Origin of the sequence: Kitasatospora sp. NPDC058478 (assembly GCF_042720345.1) — a bacterium.
In the GTDB taxonomy this organism is placed as follows: domain Bacteria; phylum Actinomycetota; class Actinomycetes; order Streptomycetales; family Streptomycetaceae; genus Kitasatospora.
This window is the reverse complement of sequence record NZ_JBHXML010000040.1, coordinates 58,736-78,994: the sequence shown is the minus strand read 5'-3', so window position 1 is coordinate 78,994 and position 20,259 is coordinate 58,736. Positions and strand designations below refer to the sequence as shown.

15 protein-coding genes are annotated in these 20,259 nt (G+C 75.0%); 11 read left to right on the top strand and 4 right to left on the bottom strand.

All coding sequences use genetic code 11. The annotated features are described in order from the left end of the window. The first annotated feature begins 136 nt into the window (after positions 1-136). Positions 137-1,126 carry an ABC transporter ATP-binding protein gene (locus ACFWPT_RS22950; RefSeq protein ID WP_208869032.1) on the top strand — a complete coding sequence of 330 codons (990 nt, stop codon included), beginning with the start codon at positions 137-139 and terminating at the stop codon, positions 1,124-1,126. Positions 1,127-1,157: 31 nt separating this feature from the next. Here the strand turns inward: ACFWPT_RS22950 and ACFWPT_RS22945 are convergent, their stop codons facing one another. Together ACFWPT_RS22945 and ACFWPT_RS22940 are read right to left on the bottom strand one after the other, a co-directional pair. Next, positions 1,158-1,337 carry a hypothetical protein gene (locus ACFWPT_RS22945; protein ID WP_363373094.1) on the bottom strand — a complete coding sequence of 60 codons (180 nt, stop codon included), beginning with the start codon at positions 1,335-1,337 and terminating at the stop codon, positions 1,158-1,160. Positions 1,338-1,488: 151 nt separating this feature from the next. Next, positions 1,489-3,030: an AMP-binding protein gene (locus ACFWPT_RS22940; protein WP_380371059.1), complete on the bottom strand. Its 1,542-nt coding sequence runs from the start codon at positions 3,028-3,030 to the stop codon at positions 1,489-1,491. Between the two features lie 175 nt (positions 3,031-3,205). On the opposite strand from ACFWPT_RS22940, the gene ACFWPT_RS22935 reads away from it, so the two are divergent. Next, positions 3,206-3,916 (top strand): AAA family ATPase, encoded by a 711-nt coding sequence (locus ACFWPT_RS22935; protein ID WP_380483818.1) that lies wholly within the window; start codon positions 3,206-3,208, stop codon positions 3,914-3,916. 94 nt (positions 3,917-4,010) lie between these two features. On the opposite strand, the gene ACFWPT_RS22930 is transcribed toward ACFWPT_RS22935, so the two are convergent. Continuing rightward, a complete protein-coding gene (locus tag ACFWPT_RS22930) occupies positions 4,011-4,961 on the bottom strand; it encodes an SDR family NAD(P)-dependent oxidoreductase (RefSeq protein WP_380483816.1) in 951 nt (316 codons plus the stop codon). Between the two features lie 229 nt (positions 4,962-5,190). On the opposite strand from ACFWPT_RS22930, the gene ACFWPT_RS22925 reads away from it, so the two are divergent. The 4 genes from ACFWPT_RS22925 (at position 5,191) to ACFWPT_RS22910 (ending at position 9,410) form a co-directional block, all read left to right on the top strand. After that, positions 5,191-5,943: a thioesterase II family protein gene (locus ACFWPT_RS22925; RefSeq protein ID WP_063346019.1), complete on the top strand. Its 753-nt coding sequence runs from the start codon at positions 5,191-5,193 to the stop codon at positions 5,941-5,943. 76 nt (positions 5,944-6,019) lie between these two features. Beyond that, positions 6,020-7,324: a styrene monooxygenase/indole monooxygenase family protein gene (locus tag ACFWPT_RS22920; protein ID WP_380371050.1), complete on the top strand. Its 1,305-nt coding sequence runs from the start codon at positions 6,020-6,022 to the stop codon at positions 7,322-7,324. An 81-nt stretch (positions 7,325-7,405) separates the two neighbouring features. Further along, the gene (locus ACFWPT_RS22915) at positions 7,406-7,861 is read left to right on the top strand and encodes an archease (RefSeq protein WP_380371048.1); all 456 of its coding nucleotides are present in this window, start codon (positions 7,406-7,408) and stop codon (positions 7,859-7,861) included. Between the two features lie 121 nt (positions 7,862-7,982). Continuing rightward, positions 7,983-9,410: an RtcB family protein gene (locus tag ACFWPT_RS22910; RefSeq protein WP_380483814.1), complete on the top strand. Its 1,428-nt coding sequence runs from the start codon at positions 7,983-7,985 to the stop codon at positions 9,408-9,410. 531 nt (positions 9,411-9,941) lie between these two features. On the opposite strand, the gene ACFWPT_RS22905 is transcribed toward ACFWPT_RS22910, so the two are convergent. Next, positions 9,942-11,258, bottom strand: a complete 1,317-nt coding sequence (locus tag ACFWPT_RS22905) for a hydrolytic protein (RefSeq protein ID WP_380483813.1) — start codon at positions 11,256-11,258, stop codon at positions 9,942-9,944. A gap of 239 nt (positions 11,259-11,497) precedes the next feature. On the opposite strand from ACFWPT_RS22905, the gene ACFWPT_RS22900 reads away from it, so the two are divergent. The 5 genes from ACFWPT_RS22900 (at position 11,498) to ACFWPT_RS22880 (ending at position 20,244) form a co-directional block, all read left to right on the top strand. Beyond that, positions 11,498-12,223 (top strand): LuxR C-terminal-related transcriptional regulator, encoded by a 726-nt coding sequence (locus tag ACFWPT_RS22900; RefSeq protein WP_380371178.1) that lies wholly within the window; start codon positions 11,498-11,500, stop codon positions 12,221-12,223. A gap of 203 nt (positions 12,224-12,426) precedes the next feature. After that, positions 12,427-15,630, top strand: coding sequence for a hypothetical protein (locus ACFWPT_RS22895; protein WP_380483834.1), 3,204 nt, complete (start codon positions 12,427-12,429; stop codon positions 15,628-15,630). Next, positions 15,627-16,379, top strand: a complete 753-nt coding sequence (locus tag ACFWPT_RS22890; RefSeq protein WP_380483811.1) for a DUF4255 domain-containing protein — start codon at positions 15,627-15,629, stop codon at positions 16,377-16,379. Before ACFWPT_RS22895 ends, ACFWPT_RS22890 begins: the two co-directional genes overlap by 4 nt. Then, positions 16,376-18,511 (top strand): AAA family ATPase, encoded by a 2,136-nt coding sequence (locus ACFWPT_RS22885; RefSeq protein WP_380483809.1) that lies wholly within the window; start codon positions 16,376-16,378, stop codon positions 18,509-18,511. The genes ACFWPT_RS22890 and ACFWPT_RS22885 overlap by 4 nt, the downstream gene beginning before the upstream one ends. A 185-nt stretch (positions 18,512-18,696) precedes the next feature. Continuing rightward, positions 18,697-20,244: a phage tail sheath family protein gene (locus ACFWPT_RS22880; protein ID WP_380483805.1), complete on the top strand. Its 1,548-nt coding sequence runs from the start codon at positions 18,697-18,699 to the stop codon at positions 20,242-20,244. Positions 20,245-20,259 lie beyond the last annotated feature (15 nt).

The window sequence follows — 20,259 nt, the reverse complement described above, 5'->3', positions numbered from 1 at the left end:
TACGGGCCGTGACACCGGCGCCGGCCGCCGGAACAGTGGGGACCGTCAAGGTCGTCGAGATATTCAGGACCGTCAGGACCTTCAGGACCTTCAGGACCGCCAGGACCTCTAGGACAGTCGAGACAGGAGACGAGCGGTGAAGACCACTCCCCAGGAGCAGCCGGTCGCCGAGGCCCCCAGCTTGCAGGAGCTCCGGCAGCGGGCCCTCGCCGCCGCCTCGCCCAAGGCGTACGGCGAGGGCGCGGCCATCGTCTGCGACCGGCTGGTGCGGATCTTCAGCGCCGAGGGCGTCGAGGTCCAGGCGTTGCAGGGTTTGGAGCTGACCATTCAGCAGGGCGACCTGGTCGCCCTGGTCGGTGCCTCCGGCAGCGGCAAGTCCACCCTGCTGACCATCCTGGCCGGGCTCGACGTGCCGACCGCCGGAAGCGCCACCGTCGCCGGCTGCGACCTGCTGGAGATGTCCGCCCGGGAGCGGCTGCGCTACCGGCGGGAGGTGGTGGGCTTCATCTGGCAGCAGACCGCCCGCAACCTGCTGCCCTTCCTCACCGCCGCCGAGAACATCGCCCTGCCGATGCAGCTGCGCGGGCGCCGGGCCGGGGCCGGGCGGGCCAAGCAGCAGGCCGACCGGGTGGCCGAGCTGATGGAGGCGCTGGAGATCGGCGACCTCGCCCACCGCCGCCCCAACGAGCTCTCCGGCGGCCAGCAGCAGCGGGTCGCGATCGCGGTGGCGATGGCCAACAACCCGCCGGTGCTGCTCGCCGACGAGCCCACCGGCGAACTGGACTCCGAGACCGCGGGGGTGATCTTCGAGTCCTTCCGCACCGTCAACCGCGAACTCGGCGCCACCGTCGTCATCGTCACCCACGACCCGATGGTCGCGGGCGAGGTGCGCCGCACGGTCGCCATCCGGGACGGCCGGACCAGCAGCGAGGTGCTGCGCCGCACCGTCACGGACGAGCACGGCGAGGAGTCGGTCAACGAGCGCGAGTACGTGATGCTGGACCGCACCGGGCGGGTGCAGCTGCCGGTCAAGTTCCTGGAGGCGCTCGGGATGGAGCACCGGGTGGCGGTCGACCTCGCGGCCGACCACATCGAGGTCCGTCCGGACGACATCGCCGGGCACTGACGTGGGGGAGGGGCGGCGGCCGGCGGGTCCGTCAGCTGTCGCCGCCCATCCGCTGGAAGAGCCCGCTGCCTTCGGCGTCCGTGCGCAGGTCGGGTGCGTCCTCACCGGCGCGCTCGCCCCGGGCGGTGGCGGTGCAGAGGGCGAAGACGAGCACTGCACTGGCCGCGACGGCGAGGATTCCGAGTGCGGTCAGGACGCGTAGCCAGGTCAAGGAAGTGCCTCCTGGGGACGGTGCGGAGGAACGCCGCCGGGGTTGTATCGGCAGTTCGGTCCGCACGGTCGAGTGTCCACAGGCGGTTCTTCCCGTCGTCCGCCGCGCGAGAGGTCGCCCGCGCGGGCGCTCGAAGCATCGGTAGGGCGCGTCACACTCCCTCGCGCGCCCCTGTAGGGGTGACGGCCCGGCCCTCCGAGGGCGTGGCCAACGCCCGCAGCGCGTCGAGGTCCGGCTTCCCCGCCCCGGTCAGCGGGATCCCCGGCAGCACCAGGACGGAGTCCGGCGCGCACCGCGGCCCGACCCGCTCCCGGGCCCAGCGGCGCAGTTCCTCCGCCGTCGCCCGCGATCCCGGCCCGGTGACCACGGCCGCGTGCACCCGTTCCAGCCGGTCCGGACCGGCCGTCGCGAACATCACCGCCTCCCGCACCTCCGGGTGCGCGCGCAGCGGCTCCTCGACGTCCCGGGGGAAGACGTTGTGCCCGTCCACGATCGCCATCGGGCGGCGCCCGGCCACCGTCAGATAACCGGCCGCGTCCAGGCTGCCCAGATCGCCGGTGTGCAGCCAGCCCTCCCGCAGCACCCGGGCGGTCAGCTCGGGGTCGCGCCAGTAGCCGACCATCGCCGTCGGGGTGCGGACGCAGATCTCCCCGGTCCGGCCCGCCGGCAGCACCGTCCCGTCCTCGTCCACGATCCGCACCTCGGTGTCCGGGAACGGGCGCCCGGCCGTCGCCAGCAGCCGCGGGTCCAGGTGCTCGTCCGGGCCCAGCCTGGTCACCGGCCCGCACTCCGTCAGGCTGTACGTCTGGTGCAGCACCCGGCCCAGCCGCCGCGTCGCCTCCGCCAACCGGCGCGGCGACGGCGGACAGCCGGTGTACGTGACGCGGCGCAGGCTGCCGGTGTCGGCCGCGCGCAGCAGCGGATGGTCCAGCACGCGGTAGAGCAGGTGCGGCGGCAGGTACACCCGGGAGACCCGGAACCGCTCGATCGCCGCCAGCACCGCCTCGGCGGCGAAGGCCTCCTGCAACACCACCGTGCCGCCCGCCGCCAGCGCCAGATCCGCGGTCGTACCGCCGCCGTGGCACAGCTCCGTACAGAGCAGGAACGTCGAACCGGACAGCAGCGCCGGCCGCGGCGGCCGGGCGAACCGGCGCAGCACCCCCTTCGGCCGGCCCGTCGTCCCGCCGGTGAACCGCACCGCCATCACGTCCTGCGGGCGGAACCGCGGGGTCAGCGGCTCCGGCGAGCAGGACGCGGCCGACGCCGGCAGGTCCACCCCGAGCGCCGACGGCCCCAGCGCGAACAGGCCCGCCGAGGGCAGCGCCCGGGCGATCCCCTCGGCGGCGGCCCGGCAGCGGGCCGGATCGAAGACCAGCGCCGACGTCCCGGCGAACCCGGCCAGCGCCACCGACTCCCCGACCGGGCCGTCCGGATGCGGCATCGCGACCCGGCAGCCCAGCAGGTTCGCGGCCAACCGCACCAGCACCGCCTCCGGCCGGTTCCCGGCCAGCACCGTCACCCCGTCCCCGCGCCCGAGCCCGGCACCCGCCAGCGCCCGCGCCGTCCGGTACACCCCGTCCAGACACTCCCGGGCGGTCAGCGCCTCCTCCCCCCAGCGGATCGCCACCCGCCCCGGATCCCGCTCCAGCCCCGCCAACACCAGCCCGGTGTACGTCGGCCCCGACTCCGCCATGCTGCGGCCTCCTGTCTGATGGGACGTCAGCTTAGGGCGGGTGCGGTGGCGCAGCGGTGCGGGGGATCCCGGGGGCAGGGGCCGCTGCCGGGGCGTCCTGCCGTGGCCGGACCGGAGTGCCGTACCCGGGGCCGGGAGTTGTTAGGGTTCCCCGTCGGACAGGGACGGGGGACACGTGGGCACCAGCACGGGCACCAGCACCAGCACCAGCACCAGTACCAGCACCAGCACGGGCACGGGCACGGCCGAGGCGCCGGGCGGGCAGGGGGCCGAGGAGCGCCCGCACGGCGTCCTCGACCTGCGGGGCGTCGCGGGGGCGGCGTTCACCGTGGGCTACCCGCCCGATGCCGTCGTGGTCGTGTCGGGCCTGCCGGGCGCGGGCAAGAGCACGCTGCTGCGGCGCTGGTCCGGGGCGGGGGCGGTGCCGACCGTCGACCCGCGCGCCGTGCACGAGGCCTGCGAGGCGGTCATGCCCGCGCGCCTGCCGTACGCGGTCTACCGGCCCTGGGCCCGGCTGGAGCACGTCCGGCTGCTGCGCTCCTCCGTGCGGCGCGGCGGTCCACTGCTGGTGCACGACTGCGGCAGCCGCGCCTGGATGCGCCGCTGGCTCGCCCGCGAGGCCGCCCGGCAGGGCCGGCAACTGCACCTGGTGCTGCTCGACGTCGGGGCTGCCACCGCGCTGGACGGCCAGCGCGCCCGGGGCCGCCACGCCTCCGCCCGGGTCTTCGCCCGCCACCGCCGGGGCCTGGACCAGCTGTTCGCCGCCTTCACCCGCCACACGCGTTCCGGCGTGCCGACCCCGGCCCCGGAAGCGGCGTCCGTCCTGCTCCTCGACACCGCCTCCCGCTCCCGCGCCACAGCCGTCCACTTCGGCCCGGCCCGATGAGGCCCCCGGCCCGGTGAGGCCCCCGGCGGAGGCGGTGACCGGGGGCAGTGCCTGAGCCACCGGGAACGGTGAAGTCCCCTGGCCGAAACGGTGGTCAGAGGAGGCCGAGGTGGGGGTCCACGGCGGCGAGTCGGCAGGTGGCGTCCCAGAGGTGGGCGGCGACGGTGCGGTCGGTCAGGTGGGGCTGGGCGGGTTCGAGGCGGGGGGCGCCGCGCAGGCCGAAGACCCGGGGCCCCCAGAACTGGCCCCCCTGCGCCTGCGGGTCGAGGACGGCCCGGACGATCGGCCACGCGCCGTGGTCCTTGCCCTGGAGGAGGAGCCCGGCCGGCAGGCCGCGCAGCCCTTCGCCGACGGTCCGCGTGTGGACCGGCGGGCGGGGCGGGGTGAGCGAGTCGAGTGCGCCGCCGGGGTGCGCCAGCAGGCTGAGCACGGTGCTGCCGGCGGCGCGGAGGCGTCGGTCGAGTTCGAGGCCGAAGGTCATCTGCGCCAGTTTCGAGCGGCCGTAGGCGCGTTTGGGCCGGTAGTCCACGGCCGACTGGAGGTCGTCGAGGTCCAGTCGCTCCGAGCGGGCCGCGAAGCTGCCGACCGTCACGATGCGGCCCGCCGGTGCGGCCGCGAGCAGGGGGGCCAGCCAGCGGGTGAGCGCGACGTGCCCGAGGTGGTTGGTCGCGAACATCAGCTCGTGCCCGGCGCCGGTCTCCCGGCGTGGCGGATCGTCCAGCGCGACCCCGGCGTTGTGGACGACCGCGTCGAGGTGGTCGAGGGCGAGCCCGTCCACGGCGGCCCGCAGGGAGGGCAGGTCGGCGAGGTCCAGCGGGAGGTGGCGCACCACGGCGCCGGGGACTCGGGAGCGGATCGACGCCATGGCGGCCCCGGCCCGACCGGCGTCCCGGCTGCCGAGCACGACCACGGCGCCCGCCCCGGCGAGCTGCTCGGCGACGAAGTAGCCGATACCGGCGTTGCCCCCGGTGACCAGGACGCTCCTGCCGGCGGCGGACGGCGGCCGGTGAACGTCCCACGGCCGGTTGCGGGTTGTGGACGACATGCTGATGGCCTCCTGGCGTATTCGGGGCTGCCGGGCCACCCGCGATTCGAGACCGTGGCCGCGCCGACAGCCCCACGATCACAGGCCTGACCGGCAGATCGCTGACAGATCGCCGTCACCGTCGTCGGGCCTCAAGATCGTCGAACCGCCGGGTTTCGGACCCGCGCCGGGCGGGGCCCTGCGAGACTGGGCGCAGCAGAGTTCGTCACGGAGAGAGGTCAGCATCCGCATGTCCAGCAGTGCCGCCGTCGACAACCCGTGGTTCCGCCGCTTCAGTCCGTCCGACTCCGCCCCCGCCCGGATCGTGATCTTCCCCCACGCGGGCGGCTCCGCCAGCTACTACATGGAGTACGCCAACGCGCTCGCGCCCTACGCCGACGTGCTCACCGTCCAGTACCCGGGTCGTCAGAACCGCTTCGCCGAACCGGCGATCGACTCGGTGCTGGAGCTCGCCGAGCAGCTCTACCGGGAGCTGCGCGACTGGACGGACCGGCCGCTGACCTTCTTCGGGCACAGCATGGGCGCGGCCGTCGCCTTCGAGACCGCCCGATGCTTCGCCCGCGACGGTCTCCCGGGGCCCGAGCGGCTGTTCGTCTCGGCGGGCCGCGCGCCCTCGCTGCCCCGGGAGACCGCCGTCTACCGGCTGCCGGACGACGGGCTGCTCGACACGATCGTGCGCCTCGGCGGGACGGACGAGCGGATCCTCACCATCCCGGCGCTGCGCGAGCTGATCCTGCCGGCGCTGCGGGCCGACTACACCGCCATCGAGACGTACCGCTGCGCGCCGGAGGCGACCGTGCCGCAGCCGATCACCGCGCTGGTGGGGGAGACCGACCAGAACGCCACCGTCGACCAGGCCGCCCAGTGGGACCGGCACACCACCGGCGGTTTCGACCTGCGGGTCTTCCCCGGCGGGCACTTCTACGTGGCGGACCAGACCGCGGCCGTGGTCGAGGTGCTCACCGCGCACCTGCGCGGCTGAGCTGGCCGCGCCGGGGCGTGGCCGGTGCCGGTGAGGCCCCGGTGACGTGCCCCGGCGGCTCGGCTACTGTGCCTGCGTGACGGGCCGTCAGCCGAGCCGCCGGCGGCACCGTCAGCCGAGACCACCCACCCTGGAGGCCGCCATGCGCCGGATCGCCGTCGTCGGAGCGGGCCAGGCCGGCCTGCAGCTCGCGCTGGGGCTGGTGGCGGCCGGCTACCGGGTGACGCTGGTCGCCGAGCGCACCCCCGAGCAGGTGTGCGGCGGGCGGGTGCTGTCCACCCAGGCGATGTTCGGACCGGCGCTGCGGACCGAGGCGGCGGCCGGGCTGGACCTGTGGGCGGGCGAGGCGCCGGCGGTCCGCGCCGTCCGGTCGGTGCTCGCCGTGCCGCCCGGGGTGCGGGCGCTGGAGTTCACCATGACGCTCGACGAGCCCGCCCAGTCGGTGGACCAGCGGCTGAAACTGGCGCGCTGGCTGGAACTGCTGGAGGAGCGCGGCGGCCGGGTCGAGTACCGCTCGCTGGACCGGGACGGCCTGCGCGAGCTCGCCCGCCGGCACGAGCTGACGGTGGTCGCGGCCGGGCGCGGCGAACTGGCCGGGATCTTCGAACGCGACGCCGCCCGCTCGCCGTTCGACCGGCCGCAGCGGGCGCTGTCCTGCCTGTACGTCCACGGGGTGGGCTCGCCGGATCCGGCCACCGAGCCGCGGGCGCGGATGCACGCGCTGCCCGGTCTGGGCGAGCTGTACCTGCAACCGGCCCTGACCCTCTCCGGCCCGTGCGCGATCCTGCTGTGGGAGGCGCTGCCCGGCGGGCCGCTGGACGCGTTCCGCGACGCCCCGGCGCCCGACGCCCAACTCGCCCGGATGCGCGCCCTGTTGCGCGAGTACCTGCCGTGGGAGGCGGAGCTGTGGGCGGACGCCGAGCCGACCGATGCCGGGGCCGGACTGTCCGGCGCCGTCACCCCGGTGGTGCGGCGGCCGGTGGCGGAGCTGGGCACCGGCGTCGACGCCGTCCACGTGCTCGGCCTCGGCGACGCGGTGGTGGTGAACGACCCGATCGCCGGCCAGGGCGCCAACAGCGCCGCGCGGGCGGCACAGGCGTACCTGCGGGCGATCGTCGAGCACGGCGAGGCCCCCTACACCGCGGACTGGATGTGCCGCACCGCAGAGCGCTTCTGGCGGCAACACGCCCGGCACGCGGTCGAGTTCACCGCCGCGATGCTCACCGTGCCGGACCACGTGCAGGGCGTGTTCGCGGCTGCCGCCGAGCACGAGACGGTCGCCCGCCGGCTCGCCAACACCTACGCGGAGCCGAGCGACCACGCCGCCTGGCTGGCCACCCCCGACCTGACCGCCGCCTACCTCGCCTCGGTCCGCGATTAGGGTCCGGCCCGGGTTGCCTCCGGGTGCCCCGCGGGACGAGGCTGGAGGGGGAAACGTCAACGGGGGCGGGAGGCGTAGTTCGTGGACGGTCGCGGACCCGCGGGGCGTGCCGGCAGCGGCCACCGGACCGTGCCGCACACGGCGGACCTGCGGGTGGAGGCCTGGGCGCCGACGGTCGAGGGCTGCATCGGCGAGCTGGTGCACGCCGTCGTGGGCGGTTTCGCGGACCTCTCCGGCGCGCGGATCGTCGGCGAGCGCGGCTGCACCGTCCTCGCGGCGAGCGACGCGGACCTGCTCGCGGGCGTCCTGGAGGAGGTCGTCTACCGGATGGACGCCGACGGCGAACTCCCCGCCGGGCTGGCGCTCGGCCCGATCCGCGGTCTGGACGGCGCCCGGACGGTCGAGGTCCGCTTCCGGATGGCGGACGCCGCCACCGCGGCCCTGGTCGGCGCCGTGCCGAAGGCCGTCTCGCTGCACGGCCTGGACCTGCGCGCCGGCCCGGACGGCTGGACCTGCCGGGTGACGGTGGACGTCTGAGCGGGCCGGGTACGTCTGGGCGGGCCGGGGGCGACACCGAGCGGGTCGGGCCCGGACCGGGCACGGAACGCGGAACGGGCACGGAGCGGGCACGGAGCGGGCACGGAACGGGGTGAGCGAAGTGGAGATCGCACTGGTCGAGGCGGGCCGCTGCCGCTGGCGGATCGAACCGCGCCCGCCGATGCGCGTGCCGGGCGTGGTCTTCGCCAGCCGCGCGCTGCTGCCGCAGGCCGCCGGGGACAAGGCGCTGGAGCAGGTGGCCAACGTGGCGGCCCTGCCCGGCATCGTCCGCGCCTCCTTCGCGATGCCCGACGTGCACTGGGGCTACGGCTTCCCGATCGGCGGGGTGGCCGCGACCGACGTCGACCAGGGCGGGGTGATCTCGCCCGGCGGAGTCGGCTTCGACATCTCCTGCGGGGTCCGGCTGCTGGGCGCGGGCGTCGACCGCGACGAACTCGACCCCGAGCGGATCACCCGCCTGATGGACCTGCTCGACCGCACCGTGCCGCGCGGCCTCGGCCGGGGCGGCCTGTGGCGGCTGTCCGGACCGGAGGAACTGGACGACCTGCTGCTCGGCGGCGCCCGCTACGCCGTCGAGCACGGCCACGGGGTGCCGCGCGACCTGGAGCGCTGCGAGGACGGCGGCGTCCTGGGCGGCGCGGCCCCGGGCGAGGTCAGCACCCGGGCCGTCGAGCGCGGCCTGCAGCAGGTCGGCAGCCTCGGCTCGGCCAACCACTTCCTGGAGGTCCAGGCCGTCGACCGGGTGGACGACCCGGAGACGGCGGCGGCGTTCGGACTTCGGCCCGGCCAGGTGTGCGTCATGATCCACTGCGGCTCGCGCGGCCTCGGCCACCAGATCTGCACCGACCACGTCCACGCCATGGACCGCGACCTGCAGCGCCAGCGGATCGAGCTCCCCGACCGCCAGCTCGCCTGCACCCCGGTCGACTCGCCGCGCGGCCGCGCCTACCTGGGCGCCATGGTCGCCGCGGCGAACTACGGGCGGGCCAACCGGCAGCTGCTCTCCGAGGCGGCCCGCCGCGCCTTCGCCACCGCCCTCGGGGTCGGCCTGGAGCTGGTGTACGACGTGTCGCACAACCTCGCCAAGCTGGAGACCCACGACGTGGACGGCGTGCCGCGGCGGCTGTGCGTCCACCGCAAGGGCGCCACCAGGGCGCTGCCGCCCGGCGACCCCGGCCTGCCCGCCGACCTCCTGCAGGCCGGACAGCCGGTGCTGGTGCCGGGGACGATGGGCACCGCCTCGTACGTCATGGTCGGGCTGCCCGGCAACGAGGCCTTCGGCTCCGCCTGCCACGGGGCCGGGCGGGTGTGGAGCCGCCACCAGGCGCTGCGGACGGTGCGCGGCGAGCAGTTGCGCGGCGAACTGGAGGCGCGCGGCATCGCGGTGCGGCCGGCCTCCTGGCGGGCGCTGGCGGAGGAGACTCCCCAGGCGTACAAGGACGTCGACGCGGTGGCCGCGGCCACCGAGGCCGCCGGGCTGGCCCGGCCGGTCGCCCGCCTGGTGCCGCTGGGCGTGGTCAAGGGCTGACCCGGGCCCACCGGACCCGGGCCCACCGGACCCGGGCCCACCGGACCCGGGCCCACCGGACCCGGGCCCACCGGACGTGGGCGATGCCGGCGGACGGGGCCGGGACCGGAACCGGGACGGCGACCGGCCGGTGATCGAACTGCGGTCGCTCACCGAGCGCTACAGCCAGTCGGTGCCCCCGGCTGGGCCGACGGCCGTCGACCGGCACCCGGACGGGCTGTTCGCCCGTTTCTGACCGACCGACCGGTTGGCGATCCGGCTTTCGGGCAGCATGATTGACGAGGTGTCAGGCATGGGCGAAAGGGCAGGATCCACTGTACGAACGGGCCGCTCCGCTTGCCCGTTCGGGCGGATGCCCGGTCCTGGCGGGCCCTAAGGCGTCCGCCGGGCTTCCGGGCGGGTGTCACTCACGTCACTCTCTGTCCCATCAAGGCCGGGTTGGTGTTAGAAACGACTACTGAACCCGCCGGTAATGTCGCACTCCATTGACAGGTGCATGGTGTGAAAGAGAAGTGAGGGAGAGGTGCGGTTTCAGCGCTTGATATCGCTCAACTGCCCACTGACGTTCAGCAGTTCGTGGCACTGGGTGGCCTGCTTCCCCGAGGCGGGTGTACCCGGCTGCTGGCAGACCACGCTCGCCGTCACCGTCTGGTCCTCGGGGACCTCGATGGGAGTCACCCAGTGATAGTCCTGGTTACGGAAGGTCTCCAAGGCGATGGTCGTGATCGTCTGCTCGCCGAACTTGATGGTCAACAGCCCCTGGTCGCCCTGGAAGTTGGCGGCGACGATGTCGGTGATGCGGAAGACCTTGCCGTGGTCCACCCGGTAGGCGCCCACCGCGGAGCCGCCGGTGTTGGTGGCCACGTCGACCGTCGTGGAGAACTGCTGCTCCGTCCCCGGGACCGAGCGGCCGGAGCCGCCGCCCGAACCACCGCCGGAGCCGCCGCCCGCAGCGCCGCCCTGCTGCCCCTGACCGCTCGGCGTCGCCCCGGGGACCGGGGCCGGCGGGGCCGCGACGGGGGCCGGGGTGAACGAGGCGGCCTTCTGCTCGACGGCCTTGTCGGCGGCCTGCTTCGCGGAACTGCGCACCGCCGGCCGGACCAGCGTGAGCCAGGCCAGCACCAGCGCGATCAGCGCCGCGATGAGCGCGAGCAGCCACTTGGGCAGCAGCGCGTGCTGGACGAACTCGCCCTCCAGCACGTGCTGCCGCTCGGCCGGCTGCGGGCCGTCCGGCTTGGCGGCCTCGCCCTCCTGGCCGACGGTGACCTCGAAGGGCCAGGTGGCCGGCTTGCCGAACCAGATCAACTTGCGCGCGCGCACCCGCAGCCGGGTCTCGGCGGACTCGCCCGGTGCGAGTCGCAGCCGCTCCGGGGCGAACCCGAAGCGCACGTCCTCGCCGGGCTGCGCCGGGGCGAACGTCACGACGGCCGCCGTGTTCCCGAGGTTGCGCACCGACGTCCGGTAGCGGGCGCGGAGCCAGCCCCGGCGGCGCCGGGGAGCGAGCGCGGCGCGCAGCTCCCGGAACGGCGTCACGGTGACGGTCGTCTCCGGCACGGTCACCAGTTCGGGGCGCTCGGCGGGCAACACCCGGATGCCGAGCGGGAACTCACCCGCCCGCACCTCGTGCGAGCGGGCCGGGGCGAGCCGAATCGTCACCGTCTCGGACGTCCCCGGGAAGAGCGAGAGACGGGCCGGCTCGACCGTCGTCCACGAAGCGCAGGCCCCGACCACCTCCAGCGAGTACGCCTCAACGATATCGGTGTCGTTGCGTACCGTCAGGGTCGTCGTGGCCACGTCTCCGGGCGACACCGTCAGCGCGGGAAGGCCGAGTTCGGCGGATGCGGTCATGCCGTGACGGTAGGACCGGAGGACACCCCCAGGAGAGAGCCCCGCGGGCAAGCCGCGGGCACACCCCTTGCCCGCGGGAACAACCGGGCCCTGCCCGGGGCCGATGCCCCGCCCCCAGCCAACGCTCCCCACCCCGCCCCCCCGGCAACACCCGCGGCCGGCCCCATGACATGGCGCCCGGCCGTCCTCACCATGCGTCCGGTGACGCAGACGAAGCAGAACGGAACAGTTGGATGACGATGATCGAAACCACCACCCATGAGGCCGTCGGGGCGACCAGGTCCGTCCAGGCCCGACCGCGTGGATCGGCCGAACCCGCCACGGTGCGCGTGAACGTGAAGCCGGGCCGGGTCCAGGTGGCGGTGTACGCGGAGGACATCATCCTGCACACGGGCGTCGTCCAGCAGCTGAGGCAGCGGCCGGAGGTGGAACTGCTCGCCGAAGGCGACGTCGCGCGCGCCCAGGTCTCCCTGATGGTGGTCGACGGGCTGAACGACGCCGTGACCGACCGGCTGCGCCGGCTCCGCCTCAACACGCAGAGCCGGACCGGGCTGGTCGTGGGCCACTTCGAGGCCGGCGGCCTGCAGACCATCATCGAATGCGGCGTCGGCGCCGTGCTGCGCCGCTCGGACGCCGACCAGGACCGGCTCGTCCACCTCATCACCGCCCTGGCCAACGGCGAGGGCGTCATGCCCGGGGACCTCCTCGGCAAGCTGCTCGACCGGGTCGGCAGCCTCCAGCGCACCATGCTCGACCCGCGCGGCCTGACCCTGTCGACCCTGACCGCGCGCGAGGCGGAGATGCTCCGGCTGGTCGCCGACGGCCTCGACACCAGTGAGATAGCGGCCGAGACCTCGTACTCCGAACGCACGGTCAAGAACGTGCTGCACGAGATCACCACCCGGCTGGGACTGCGCAACCGCGCCCACGCCGTCGGGTACGCGATGCGCCACGGCCTCATCTGAGGACGCCGCCGGAGCGTCGGCGCCGGATTGCCCTCAGGGGCACCGGTCGCTACCCCCGGCTCGGGTGCCAGGGGCCTGTCGCCCGCGCGCCCGGGCCGGGGAGACTGCCGGACGTACCGCCTTCTCGGTCTGTGAGGTTGAGCGTGATCGGCGCCACCGGCACTCCCCGCCCCCTGCGGCGCTCGGCGCGAGCCGCCGTCGCGATGTTGCTGTCCCTGGCCGTGGCCGTGGTGACGCTGGGCACCGCGAACTCCGACGGCGACGGGAGAGGCGCCGCCCCGGTGGCCGCCGGGGCCGCGGAGGAGAGCGGACGGATCGTCTACGCCGGCACCGGCCACCGCAGCCTGGCGCGGCTGACCGGGCCGACGTCGAGCGCGTCGCTGTTCGGGCCCGGCCCCGTCCACTTCGACACCGAACCCTCCGCGCGCGGAGACCAGTTGGTGTTCACCAGCCTGCGGGACGGCCCGCTGCCCCAGGTCTACCTGCGCGAGGCGTCGGGCGCGGTGCGCCGGCTCACCACCGGCATGGACACCGCGGAGCCGACGCTCGCCCCGGACGGCAGGACCGTCGTGTTCGACGCGGTGGAGCCCGGCGGACGCAACGGGCAGACCCAGCGGGACCTCTGGGTGGTCAACACCGACGGCACCGGCCTGCGCAGGCTGACCGACACCGCGGACTCCGAGGCGCACCCGACGGTCTCGCCCGACGGCAAGTGGGTCGCGTACACCTGCGACGTGGACCCGGCGCACACCCAGGTCTACGTCATGCCGCTGGCCGGCGGCGCGGCGCGGCGGATCACCGCGGTGACCGCCGGCAACGCCGTCGAACCGGCGTGGAACCCGGTGGACGCGCCCGACCTCCGCGACCAGATCGTCTACACCTGGGACCAGGCCGGCCAGACCGGGCCGCAGCTGCGGGTGATCTCGCCCGAGGGCACCAACGACCGGGCGTTCTTCCCCGGCATCGGCGGCGACTGGCGGACCAGGTCCGCCGGTTGGCTGCCCGACGGCAGCGGCGTGCTCTTCCTCAGCCCCAACCGGCTCAACGCCGACCCGACGCCGTACGAGAACGTGTACCGCGCCCTGACCTGCTTCTGCGGCGGAGCCGAACTGGTGGCGAGCGAGGACCGCGCCGTCCGCACACCGGTCTGGCTCGGCCCCCAGAAGGGCGGCGGGCCCGTCGTGGACCGCAACAGCGCCGATACCCCCGACGTGGCCGACCTGTCGGACATCCGCCCCGACGGAGCGGACCCGCGCGACCTGGGCGTCAGCGTGCTCCGGGAGGACCCGGCCGCCGACACCAACACCGACCCCGCGGCCGACCCCCTGTTCAACCCCCGCCCCGGCTACGACCCGTGGTTCGAACGGCAGACCTACACACCGGACGGCCGGCGGATCGTGCTGACCCGCTTCGAGGACTCGCCCGCCGGCCGGATCGAACGGATCTGGCAGACCGGCGCCGACGGCTCCGACCCGAAGCCGATGAACCTCGCCGGGCGCGGGCCGAAGGACTGGGACACCGACCCGGAGCTCTCGCCCGACGGCCGCCTGATGGCCTTCACCAGGACCTCGCCCGGCGGCGTCGGGACGGCCGCCGGCCCCGGACGGGTGCTGATCGCGGACGTGTCGACCGGAGCGATCGTCGGCACCGTCGAACCGACCGACAACCAGCCGGCCGCCTCCCTGGCCCAACCCTCCTGGTCCCCGGACGGCAAACTGATCATCTACACCAGGACCGAGGTCATCAACGGCAACGGCGGCAACAAGCACGTGTGGACCGTGCCCGCCAACGCCCTCGACCGGCCCACCGACCTCAGCCGCAGGGCCTGCCCGGGCGCCTGCGACGTCATCGACGACAGCCCCGCGTTCTCGCCCGACGGCCGGCGCGTCGCCTTCAACCGCAAGACCGGCGACGGCGGGCTCAACCAGCAGAACGGAGTCCTCGTCAGCTCGGCGACCGGCGACGGCTGCACGGTGATCCTGCCCGCCGGACTGAGCCAGGACCGGAACGCCTGCCGCCGCCCGCTGCCGGACACCTCCGCCACCGGCCCGTTCCAGCCCCGCGACGTCGCCTGGACGGCGGACGGCGGGCAACTGGTGCTGACCTCCCGCCGGGCCCTGCCGGCGAACTCGCCGGAGGCGCTGCAGAGCTACGACTTCGCGACCGGTCGGCTCACCTCCGTCAACTCCAGGCTGCCGGGGCGGCAGAAGGAGCCGAGCGTCCAGCAGTCCGTCGACCTGTCGCTGAGCGCGCCGGCCGCCACCATCCCGATGCAGATCGGGGACTCCACCACGGTGGCCATCACCGTCACCAACCACGGCCCGGCGCCCTCGCCCGGCACCGCGCTCACCGCGTCGGTGCCGACGGGCGCCCGGCTCACCGGGCTCAAGGCCACGGCCGGCACCTGCGCCGCCGACGCCCTCCGGTGCGAACTCGGCACCCTGGCCCCGGGCGCGGTCGTCCAGGTGACCGCCACCGTCGTCGGGACGGTGGCCGGCGACCAGCGGTTCGGCTGGTGGGTCACCGGGGCGGTGGTCGACCCGAAGCCCGAGGACAACATCGCGCAGACGGTGGTACCCGTCCAGGCCGCGTCGCCGTCCCCGAGCCCGTCTCCGACCCCGACCGCCTCGCCCTCGCCGACCCCGACCCAGACCTCGACCCCGACTCCGACCCTGACACCGCCCGTCTCCTCACCGCCGGCCCCGCCACCGCCGCCCGCCCCTGCCCCCGCCCCCGCACCGCAGCCGGCGCCGCCCGCGCCGAAGGCCGGACCGGCCGTGACGGTCGGCGCCCAGCCGAACCCCGGATACGTCGGAGGCAAGGTCACCGTCACCTACACCGTGCGCAACGACGGCCAGGCCCTCGCCACCGGACTGCGCGTCTCGCTCGGCCTGCCCGCCGGCGTCCCCACCGGGCCGATGCCCCCCGGCTGCACCGGCGGCGTCTGCGACGTGGCCGACCTGCCCCCGGGCGGCAGCGCCGTCGTCCAGGTGGTGCTCGCCCCCGAGGCGACCCTGGACACCACCATCACCTCCGTCCTGACCACCACCGGCACGGACGCCACCCCGGGCGACCACGTCGCGCGGACCCCGCTGCGCATCCTGCAGCCCCGCATCGTCGCGGTGCCGCCGATCGGCAAGCCCGGCTTCGTGACCTCCGTCCGCGGCGTGGACTTCCCGCCCGGCAGCCCGGTGACCCTCACCTGGACGCCCGGCATCACCGCCGCCGCGGCGCCCACCGTCCCCAAGGCCGACGGCACCTTCGCGGGCCAGCTGCTCATCCTCGCCAAGGACGAGACCGGCCCCCGGACCATCACCGCGAGCGGCCCCGGCTTCTCCCCGGTGACCACCCCCTTCCTCGTGGTGGTCGGCAGCGTCGGCCCGCCGGGGGAGGTGCAGCGGCGGTGATCCACGAAGTCGACGAGGCGCTGCGCCTCCTGCTCGTCGAGAGCGGCCTCCAGGAACGCGGGATCGAGCTGGTCTTCGACTCGCCGACCCGGGACTGGGCCGCCCGGCGCAACGCCCCCACCGTCAGCGTCTTCCTCTACGGCATCCGCGAGGACGTGTCCCGCCGCCAGGCCGGCGCCGCCGAGCAGCACGATGCCGACGGCGTGGTCGTGGCCTGGCGCAGCGCGCCGCGCTGGTTCGAACTGGCCTACCTGGTGACGGCGTGGACCAACCGGGCCCAGGACGAGCACCGGCTGCTGTCGGAGGTGCTCCGCTGCCTGACGGCCACCGACGCGCTGCCCGCCCGCCTGCTCACCGGCACGCTCGCCGAACTCGGGCTCACCGTCGGGCTGGAGACCGCCGGGCGCGGCGAGGGCATGCCGTCGGTGTCCGACGTGTGGTCGGCCCTCGGCGGCGAGCTGAAACCCTCGATCGACCTCAGGGTGCTCGCCCCGCTGTCCGGCCAGCGTGCCCCGGCGGGGCCCCCGGTCACCGACGGGCTCGTGCTGCGCGCCGTCGACAAGAGCGGCAAGGACGGCGAGGGCGGCGAGAGCGACGAGGACGCCCCGGAGGCCACAGCCGACCCGGCCGACCCGGGCCGCCGGCTGCGCTACGAGGGCGGCACGGACCCCGGCGCGGACGGCTTCGCCGCGCCCCGGGAACGCCGGCTGCCGCCGGGCCGCAGACGGCGCGGCGGTGCGCCGCGATGACCCTCGACCTGGAACCGGCGGCCACCAGCGGGCCCGCCGCCGACCTGGACGACCTGTGGGAGCGGCTGAGCCGCCTCGAACAGCGGATCCGGGCCGCCGTCCGCGAGCGCAGGGCCGACGACCCGGACCCGGACGACCCGTACCGGGGCCAGTACCTCACCCCGGAGGCGGCGGAACGGATCCTCGCGGCGCCCGCCGCGACGGGCCGGGCCGGCACCGACCTCGGGGAACCGCCCCCGCCACCGCCCGGATCGAGGACCGAACGGCTCGTCGACGGCTTCGGACTGCTCCCGCTGGACCTCGAACTCCTGCTGGTGGCACTCGCCCCCGACCTCGACACCCGCTTCGAACGGCTCTACGGGTACCTCAACGACGACCTGACCCTGCGCCGGCCGACCATCGGGCTCGCGCTCGAACTGTGCGGGCGGTCCGGGGCGGGCGCCGGCCGGTTCCGCTTCACCGCCCAGGCCCCGCTGATCGCCGGCGGCCTGCTGGAGATCACCGAACCGGAGCGCCCGCTGCTCTCCCGGGGCCTGCGCCTGCCCGACCGGGTGACGGCCCATCTGCTCGGCTCGGACGAACCCGACGGCGCGCTGCGCGGGCTGGTCCACGTCGGCCGGTCCGGCGCCGGTACCCCGCCGCAGGCCGCGCGCCGGCTGCGCGCCACCGTGGCCAACGGCGGCGGACTGGTGCACCTGCTGGACCGGGGCGGCAACGCCGGGCGGCTCGCGGTCGACGCCCTCGCGGGCCTCGGCCGCCGGGCCCTGGTCGTCGACGTCACCGCGCTCGCCGCCCGCCCCCCTGAGGCCGTGGTCCGGGCGCTCGCCCGGGAGGCGCGGCTGAGCGGCAGCGGTGTGGTGCTGGGCCCGCTGGAGCGGCTCGAACCCGAACGCCCGGAGCGGGCCGGGCTGTTGCGCGAGCTGTGCGCGGAACTCGCCGAGGTGCCACTGCTCGTGCACGGGTCGCGCCCGTGGGACCCGACGTGGGCGCAGGAGAGCCCGGTGGTGCTCGTGGCCCCGCCGCTGGACCCGGCGCAGCGCGCCGAACGCTGGGCGCACGCGCTGGGCGGGGCTTCGGGTGTGCCTGCGGGTGAGCCTTCGGGTGAACCGGAAGGGCTGTACGAGGGTGTGCTCGGCCCCGAGCTGGCCGAGGCCGTCGCCCCGTACCAGCTGGACGAGGACCAGGTGGCCAGGGCCGCCGGGGTCGCCACCAGGACGGCCGCCGCCGAACACCGCCCGGTGACCGCCGACGACCTGCGGGCCGCCGTACGGGCGCAGAACGGGGCGGGGCTCGCCCGCCTCGCCCGCCGGATCGAGCCCGCCGTCGGGTGGGACGACCTGGTGCTGCCCGAGCCCACCGCGCGCCAGCTGCACGAACTCGCGCTGCGCGCCAGGCACCGCGACCAGGTGCTCGGCCAGTGGCGGATGCGGCCGGGCGGAGGGCGCGGACGCGGGGTGATCGCACTGTTCGCGGGGGAGTCCGGCACCGGCAAGACCATGTCGGCCGAGGTGGTCGCCGCCGAACTCGGCATGGAGCTGTACGTCGTGGACCTGTCCACCGTCGTGGACAAGTACATCGGCGAGACGGAGAAGAACCTGGAGCGGATCTTCACCGAGGCCTCGCACGTGAACGCCGTCCTGTTGTTCGACGAGGCCGACGCGATCTTCGGCAAGCGGTCGCAGGTCAAGGACGCCCACGACCGCCACGCCAACGTGGAGTCGGCGTACCTGTTGCAGCGGATGGAGTCCTTCGACGGGATCGCCGTGCTGACGACCAACCTGCGCGCCAACCTCGACGAGGCGTTCACCCGGCGGCTGGACGTCATCGCGGAGTTCCCGGTGCCGGACGAGGAACAGCGGCACGCCCTGTGGGAGCGCTGCCTGGGCCCGCGGATCCCCCGCGGCGACGACCTCGACCTGGCGTTCTGCGCACGGCACTTCGAGCTCGCCGGCGGCTCCATCCGGGCCTGCGCGGTGACCGCGGCCTACCTGGCCGCCGAGACGGGCCGCCCGCTGGGCATGGCGGAGCTGGTGTTCGCGGTCGAGCGGGAGTACCGCAAGCTCGGCCGGCTGGTCCTGGAGAGCGAGTTCGGGCCGTGGTCGCGTGCCTCCGGGGGCACCGGGCGGGCCTGAGCGCGCGGCCGGGCGGGCACCGGGCGGCGGTCGGCCGGCGACCGACTGACGACCGGTGAGGCCCTGCCGGGGTGCCCGCCGGGGCAGCGGCTCTGCCCCTGGTCCGGGACCTGGGGACATGTCGCGGGTGGCGGTCCGGCAGCAGACTCGGTGGCGATTGATCGGCCACCCCCGAAGGAGCGAGCATGCCGTCGTACCTCACCCCGGGCGTGTACGTGGAGGAGGTCCAGTCCGGTGCCCGGCCGATCGAGGGTGTCGGCACTGCCGTCGCCGCCCTCGTCGGCTTCGCCCAGACCGGCCCCTTCCACGAGCCCACCCTGGTGACCAACTGGGACCAGTACGTCCAGCAGTTCGGCGGCTTCTCCGAAGGCACCTACCTGCCCCACGCCGTCTACGGCTTCTTCGCCAACGGCGGCGGCGCCGTCTACGTCGTGCGGATCGGCGAGCCCGCCGGCGAGACGGCCGGCGGCTGGCCGCCGGTCGCCCGATCGGCGCCCGCGCCCACCGCCCACGCCGGCTTCCTGTTCACGGCCCTGCCCGGTGCGGGCGCCGACCTGACCGTCGAGATCGCCGACGTCGAGGGCGAGAACGTCCCCGACGACCGGTTCCGGCTGGTGGTCCGCAAGGGCACCGAGGTCGCCGAGACGTACGACGTCTCGACCCGCAAGAACACCAAGGGCTACGTCGTCACCCAGCTGCGCGAGTCCAAGCTCGTCGCGGTCAGCGAGCAGCCGGGCACCGCGCCGAGCCGCCCGGAGCGCCAGACGCTCGCCCTCGCGGCCGCCCCCGCGCCCGGGCCGGTCGCCCCCGCCGCCACGACCCGGCTCAGCCCCGCCGAGTACATCGGCGACGCCTCGGCCCGCACCGGGTTCTCCGGCCTGGAGGCGATCGACGAGATCACCATGGTCGCGGTGCCCGACCTGATGAGCGCCTACCAGCGCGGCGACATCGACGCCGAGGGCGTGCGGACCGTCCAGCTCGCGGTGATGTCGCACTGCGAGCAGATGGGCGACCGGATCGCCGTCCTGGACTCCCCGCCCGGGCTGAGCGCCCAGCAGGTGCGCAACTGGCGCAACAACGAGGCGGGCTTCGACTCCCGCTACGCGGCCCTGTACTACCCGTGGATCAAGGTGTTCGACCCGGCGACCGGCCGCAACACGATGGTCCCCCCGAGCGGGCACGCCGCCGGCGTGTGGGCGCGCAGCGACGCCGAGCGCGGCGTGCACAAGGCGCCGGCCAACGAGGTCATCCGCGGCGCGGTGGACCTGGAGATCCGCCTCAGCAAGGGCGAGCAGGACCTGCTGAACCCGATCGGCGTCAACTGCGTGCGGGCCTTCCCCGGGCGCGGCATCCGGATCTGGGGCGCCCGGACCCTCTCCTCGGACCCGGCGTGGCGCTACCTCAACGTGCGGCGGCTCTTCAACTACCTGGAGGAGTCCATCCTCCTGGGGACCCAGTGGGTGGTGTTCGAGCCCAACGACGACCGGCTGTGGTCGAGCATCCGCCGCAACATCACGGCGTTCCTGACCGAGGAGTGGCGGCGCGGCGCCCTGTTCGGTGCGACGGCCGCGGAGGCCTTCTACGTCAAGTGCGACCGTGAGAACAACCCGCAGGAGTCCATCGACCTCGGGCAGGTGGTGTGCGAGATCGGGGTCGCTCCGGTGAAGCCCGCCGAGTTCGTGGTGTTCCGGCTGTCCCAGTTCTCGGACAGCACGAGCCTCGTCAACGAGTGACCAGCAGGCCAGCAC